This is a genomic window from Methanosarcina sp. A14 (genome assembly GCF_001729375.1).
Classification (GTDB): domain Archaea; phylum Halobacteriota; class Methanosarcinia; order Methanosarcinales; family Methanosarcinaceae; genus Methanosarcina; species Methanosarcina barkeri.
On sequence record NZ_LZPK01000228.1, the window covers coordinates 1 to 5,794 of the forward strand.

The following is a 5,794-nucleotide window of genomic DNA, read 5'->3' on the forward strand; positions in this document are numbered from 1 at the left end:
TATGAAAATTAGAAGAGTGGCAGTGACAGAATACTTAAGGAATCCCCAATACACGTTAAATTAATTCAAATATTTGAAAGTTTGGAAAAAACAATATGCTAGGAGCCAACTGCGTAACTCCTAAGATAGTCAAGCGTACGCTCAATAGTCCTCTGGGCTAGATAGCTTTCCTCTACAAAATAGACGTCTTCATTAATGCCAAGGAGTTCCTGTAAAAGCATATCTGTGTAGATTCGGATAATCTCATATCAAGATTTCGAAAAAAATCTACACAGGGTTTACTGCCGCCCAATAACCATAAATTAAAACAGTTATTCTCACCCATAATTCACTCCTCTGGATCCACAAGCTTTTAAAAAAAGACTTGAGCGAAAAAACCAGTAACGACATAATCGTCGTGATTAACTAGCGCAACAGTTGCAGCACAAAACTTTTGAAAAAAATAGAATGAAAACCTCACCAATGGTTAAGTTTGGATTTGATGACCTTATCCCCGAACCCTACCGGCGTGATCAACCGGCGCAACGGTTGCTAGAGAGCCGCAACTCTCTCACCGGACACCAGTGAAATTGAGATTACATCACAATTCACAGAAAATTCCCGATTATCTGCGTTCTCTAGAAAGAACTCGGGTGACTCAGTCCGTTTGAGCGGTCGAAGCGAGCAAAACAGACATGAGCCCCCAAAGCGGAATTTGTGCTATGAACAAAAACAAATGATGAAGCTCTGGAAAGTGAAATAAAGGAGAAAAAGCTATTAAAAGCTGAAAGGAAGTAAAAAACCCCAATATAAGCAAAGTTATTTATATAATCTGATTACAAAATCAGGAATTATAAGGATATATATTAACAAATAAAGAAGATTGGAGGATAATATGGCAAAAGTAATACCATTTGCACCAATTGAGCGTTTAATAAGAACCGCAGGCGCTCATAGAGTTAGTGAGAGTGCGGGAATGGCCCTTACAGAAATTCTGGAAGAATATGGACTTGAGATTTCAAGAGAAGCAATAAAACTTGCAGAACATGCAGGCAGAAAAACTGTAAAAGCTGAAGACATAAAATTAGCAAAAGAAATGCTGTAAACTAAGACTGTCCACCCCTTAATGATATTTATCAGTGGCGTTTTGCTTTACGGGACAAAAGAGAAAATAAAATGCTGGTACCCAGCATTTTCCTATTTTTACGTGAGATTCAATTATGCGGTGGCAGTTTCCAGATTTACTACGGTTAGGATTCTACAGGTCAGATCTTTGAGCAGAAGGAAAATTATGCTCAAAGAAACATATCAAAGAGACTTATACCTGTTACAGTAACTCCCGTTACTATAATTCCTGCTATCATCACCCCTGCAGCAATTGCAGGTAAGGCATGCCTGAACTTGACCCCGAAGACAAATGCCGCTGCACAGCCAGACCAGGCCCCAGTAACCGGCAGGGGTATGGCTACGAAGATGGTTAGAGCGAGGAGTCCGTATTTTTCAAAACTCTCGGCATTTTTCCGGCGAGTCTTTGAGAAGAGCCAAGTGAAGAAAGTATCAAAGATCGAGTAACGTCTGAGATAGTTCGAGACCGGCTCAAGAAAGAGCAGAAGGGGAATTACAGGAAGGAGATTCCCAATCACTGAGAAGAAGAATGCATCGAAGGGACCCATTCCATAGATGCCCATTGCAACAGGGATTGCACCTCTCAGTTCGGAGACAGGTATAGCTCCCATAATCAAAACTGCAAGCCAGTGGGGAACAGACCCCAACATTTCTACTAATGTTATTTCAACAGACATGGTAATCAGGATTTATTAATTTAGTATGATCCTATATAAAAAAGGCCGAATTCAAGCCCTTTTAACCGTTCTTGAGAGACCTGGAATGAAGAGAAGCCTTATTCAGAGTCGTTAAATCCCTTAATCGGGATTAGAAAGCGCAAAATGCGCGAGTAAAGCTTCGAGCTGGATCTTTTCAGTTGCTCCTTCAGTTAACCTGAAATCAATCTCACCTATTATGTCCACGAGTTCGACAATGCGTTTTTCAGAGAGCCCAAGATCCAGAATCATCCGGTTATCCATTTCGGAGATTGCCCTGTAAATCTGTCCAACTATATCTTCTCCGGAAAGCCCCTCTTCGTAGAGCAACCTATTCAATTCCTTTCGAGCAGCCCTGAAATTACCACGCAGGGCAGTTTCAATCAGGTGTCTGATATCTTCTGGATTTGCGGTTGCGGTAGTTCTGTAAATGGTTTCCCTGGATATAGATTTATTCGGCTCAACGAAAGCGGCAGCCTGGAGAGAATTCACAGCTTTTCTCATATCTCCCTGGGATATATAAATAAGAGCTTCATATCCGTCTTCAGTAATAGACAAAACCTGGTCTTTAGCGATGTACTCAAGGCGTTTCCTGATAGCTTCATCGGAAAGTCGTCTGAACCTGAAAACTGCACAGCGGGACTGGATAGGCTCAATAATCCTGGAAGAATAATTACAAGATAAAATAAACCGGCAGTTATTGCTGAACCGTTCCATTGTCCGCCTGAGTGCAGATTGAGCATCTGAAGTTAGTGCATCAGCTTCATCCAGGAAGATAATCTTAAATTCGGCTCTTCCCATAGGGGCAGTTTTTGCGAAGTTTTTGATTTTTGTCCGGACAACATCAATTCCTCTCTCATCCGAGGCATTAAGTTCGGTAAAGTTTTCACGCCACAGGTCTTCTCCAAAAATTTCTCTTGCAATCGAGACGGCAGAAGCGGTTTTTCCGACTCCTGGCGGCCCGGAAAACAGCAGATGGGGAAGATTTTTCGTTGCAACATAAGACTTCAAGCGTTCTATTGTTTCTTCCTGCCCCGCCACCTGATCCAGTCTCACAGGCCTGTACTTCTCAATCCAGATCTCTTCTTTAATCGTAGAGTCCTCCATTCATGCTTGCACCATATTTAGAGAAGATGATATTTAAACTTTTGAATGTTTTGAGTTGTTATGTTTAACCGCATTTTAAAAATGCAATTTGTGCGTTACAGCCAGGATACAACCAATATATAAATGTATAGAACGCAAAATAAAAATAACAAGAGAAGAAAAATGGCAATTCTAAAGTGAAAAGGTTAAAAGAAAAACGGTAACATTTTCGTCTGCTTGATCCGCTTTTACTCTCTTAGCCAAACTTATATAAGTTTCTGGTTTTGCCGCCATTAACAATTTTACTATTTTTATTACTTTTACTAACTCTTCTATTATTCATTTTAGTAATTTTTACCTCACTCGATCTTTCTAATTATAGTAATTTTTACCCCACTCGATCTTTCTGATTTTAGTAATTTTTACCCTACTCGATCTTTCTATTAATTGTAGCATATATTTATTTGAATGATATTATAATAGTATAGTATTAGAATAGTACTTTTCCAAATTTAAAAAAAGTATACGAAAATTTGTTTCAAAAAGTTACTGGACTATACTTTAAGGGAATTAGTACATTCGACTGCCGATCACGGATATAACATTTGCCTGACATAATTATATTGAGGTCAATTATATTTAATTTGCCAGAGGAGTAGAGCATGGAAGAACAAAGTGAAAAATCGAAAACTGAAAAACTAACTGAAGAGCTCAAAGAAATGGCTCTAACTCTTGGAGCATTTAGAGTGGGCATCGCAACAACCGAAACCCTTACAGGCGGTCCCCCATCTACGGATCTGACATATGTGTTGCCAGGAGCAAAATCGGCAATTGTTTTTGCCCTTGCTTTTGACCAGAACCTTATAGAACCTTACTTTAGAAAAGAGGACCATAAATCCCTTGAAACCAATAAAGTACGAACCACCACCCTCGCCAACGGGATAGCCCTGGAAATGGCAGGATTCTTACAGCAATACGGGTACAAAGCCACTCCCCAGCTTGCAAATTTCGTTTACCGGCAGGATTCGGAAAACTGGTTGCTGGATATGCACCCCCCGATTTCCCACAGGTACCTGGCAGTTCGCTCCGGGATAGGACATTTCGGGTACTCAGGGAACATAATTACAAAGGAATACGGATCAGCAATTGCCCTGGCATCTGTAGTTACTGATGCGGAACTTATCCCAACAGAACCACTGCCGGAAGAGGAAAACTATTGTGACGAATGCAAGATCTGCCTTGCAGTCTGCTCCTCTGGATTTGTTGACCCGCTTGAGAAGGTCACGGTAAATCTTGGAGGAAAGGAGTTTAGCTATGGAAAAAGGAGAAGCAACAGCCGATGTTTCCTTGTTTGCGGAGGGCTTACAGGCTTAAATGCTTCGGGAAAGTGGTCTACCTGGTCTCCGGCTCGCTTTGAGATTCCCAAAAAAGATGAAGATTTTACCGCTGCTATGCCCGGTACAATAGAAGCGTACCTCAAGAGGCAAAGATCAAAGGTGGATTTTTCATATGCCTGATTCCAGGGAACAGAATGGAATATACCTGCTCAAACTGTCACTTTGTCTGCCATCCTGACAAAGAAATCCGGAAAGCCAGATACAGGATGCTAACAGAAAGCGGCGTGGTCATACAGGAACCAGACGGAACACTTAGAGCCGTATCTCCTGAAGAAGCAAAAGAGTATTTCAAGAACATGCCTTTGGAAAGGAGAAAGCTGTACGAATCAGTTCCAGAGGAGTAAACGATCCAGAGCAGGGAAAGTTAACTAAAGATTACAAATATGAAGTTTGCTGCTACCGCACGAAAGAAAGGTCTAAAAAAGAAGGCAGAAAAAGGAGAAGAAAGAAATAAGTGGAGAAGAAAGAAATAAGTGAAGAAGAAAGAAATGTAACGCAGATCAGTCCATGTACACGGTATGCAGAGTTTCATAGATAGGCCCTTTCGGAGTCAGTGTGCTTTTCTTTAAAAGCACTTTATTTACCCACATAGTACCAATTTCGATGTCCTTTAATTCCTTTACTATATTTATGAACGTGGTTTTCTGCTCCTTCTTAAGAAACTTTATCCTGACAAGAGTAGCATGGGCAGTAAATTCCCTGTCATCTTTTTCGAATTTAAAAGGTTCCAGTAACTCTTCTACGTTGTCATGTAACACCTTGAAGTTTCCGGCTGCCCCCAGCCAGAGGATTCTGGGATTCGAAGGCTTAGGAAAAACTCCAAGTCCCCCTACTTTTGCTTCGAAAGGCTCGCATGTAATAGAGTCGAGAGCTGCGGAAAGAGGTGAAACTCTTGATTCGTCCACGTTCCCCAGGAACTTCAGAGTTATGTGAACAAGCTCAGGATCAACAAATTTCAGATCAAAACCAGAAAATCTGGCCTGAAGCTCTCGAATTCTCTCCGTAAAACCGGGATCTAATTCCACTGCTATAAATGTCCTGATCAAAGCATTCACCAATATTAATTGAAAAGCGAACAAGAAAAATCTTCCTGTTAATTTTCGTCTGAAAAACTGAGTTTAGATCCCTTTTTTGAAGGAATTGTAAACCCTTCACAAAATTATTTTAAAAAATATAAAAGAGACAAAGTGCAAAAGAGCAGAAAGGAAAAAAGACGGATCAAAGGGATTACAGGGCAATTATAATATACAAGAGATAAGTACAGAGAATGAAATAAGCTTAAGTATTTATAAATTTGGTCTCAATGTTAACCTGAGGAAAAGAATTTTTGCTCGGAGAAAAACGCTAAGTTAAAAAATAATAACCCTGATTTGAGAAAATAATTTTAGTTCAAAAAATAACAACTCTAAAAATCAAATTGCATGCGGCCACCCTACCCTAAACAGGCTGCTCTACAATTATTAGTAGTAATAAAAAAGTGCTAAAAAGAAATCAAATAAGACCTTTAAATCA

At 40.1% G+C, this 5,794-nt stretch carries 6 protein-coding genes; 3 read left to right on the forward strand and 3 right to left on the reverse strand.

The features are described from left to right. Positions 1 to 874: 874 nt before the first annotated feature. Complete coding sequence (locus tag A9239_RS11175) at positions 875 to 1,084, forward strand: histone family protein (RefSeq protein WP_011306577.1); 210 nt, start codon at positions 875 to 877, stop codon at positions 1,082 to 1,084. 190 nt (positions 1,085 to 1,274) lie between these two features. Here A9239_RS11175 and A9239_RS11180 read toward each other — a convergent pair whose 3' ends face one another. Next, complete coding sequence (locus tag A9239_RS11180; RefSeq protein WP_048121608.1) at positions 1,275 to 1,781, reverse strand: small multi-drug export protein; 507 nt, start codon at positions 1,779 to 1,781, stop codon at positions 1,275 to 1,277. A gap of 120 nt (positions 1,782 to 1,901) precedes the next feature. Then, positions 1,902 to 2,906: a replication factor C small subunit gene (locus tag A9239_RS11185; protein ID WP_048121610.1), complete on the reverse strand. Its 1,005-nt coding sequence runs from the start codon at positions 2,904 to 2,906 to the stop codon at positions 1,902 to 1,904. 641 nt (positions 2,907 to 3,547) lie between these two features. Between A9239_RS11185 and A9239_RS11190 the strand changes: the two genes are divergently transcribed. Both A9239_RS11190 and A9239_RS20490 read left to right on the forward strand, forming a co-directional pair. Next, complete coding sequence (locus A9239_RS11190) at positions 3,548 to 4,402, forward strand: epoxyqueuosine reductase (RefSeq protein WP_230628932.1); 855 nt, start codon at positions 3,548 to 3,550, stop codon at positions 4,400 to 4,402. Between the two features lie 14 nt (positions 4,403 to 4,416). Then, a complete protein-coding gene (locus tag A9239_RS20490) occupies positions 4,417 to 4,626 on the forward strand; it encodes a hypothetical protein (RefSeq protein ID WP_230628934.1) in 210 nt (69 codons plus the stop codon). Between the two features lie 156 nt (positions 4,627 to 4,782). Here A9239_RS20490 and thpR read toward each other — a convergent pair whose 3' ends face one another. After that, the gene (thpR, locus tag A9239_RS11195; protein ID WP_048123528.1) at positions 4,783 to 5,328 is read right to left on the reverse strand and encodes an RNA 2',3'-cyclic phosphodiesterase; all 546 of its coding nucleotides are present in this window, start codon (positions 5,326 to 5,328) and stop codon (positions 4,783 to 4,785) included. Positions 5,329 to 5,794 lie beyond the last annotated feature (466 nt).

Bases quoted from the DNA above. Each gene is read 5' to 3' on its own strand.
- A9239_RS11185 (WP_048121610.1), bottom strand. From the start codon at position 2,906: ATGGAGGACTCTACGATTAAAGAAGAGATCTGGATTGAGAAGTACAGG.
- A9239_RS11175 (WP_011306577.1), top strand. From the start codon at position 875: ATGGCAAAAGTAATACCATTTGCACCAATTGAGCGTTTAATAAGAACC.
- A9239_RS11190 (WP_230628932.1), top strand. From the start codon at position 3,548: ATGGAAGAACAAAGTGAAAAATCGAAAACTGAAAAACTAACTGAAGAG.
- A9239_RS20490 (WP_230628934.1), top strand. From the start codon at position 4,417: ATGGAATATACCTGCTCAAACTGTCACTTTGTCTGCCATCCTGACAAA.
- A9239_RS11180 (WP_048121608.1), bottom strand. From the start codon at position 1,781: ATGTCTGTTGAAATAACATTAGTAGAAATGTTGGGGTCTGTTCCCCAC.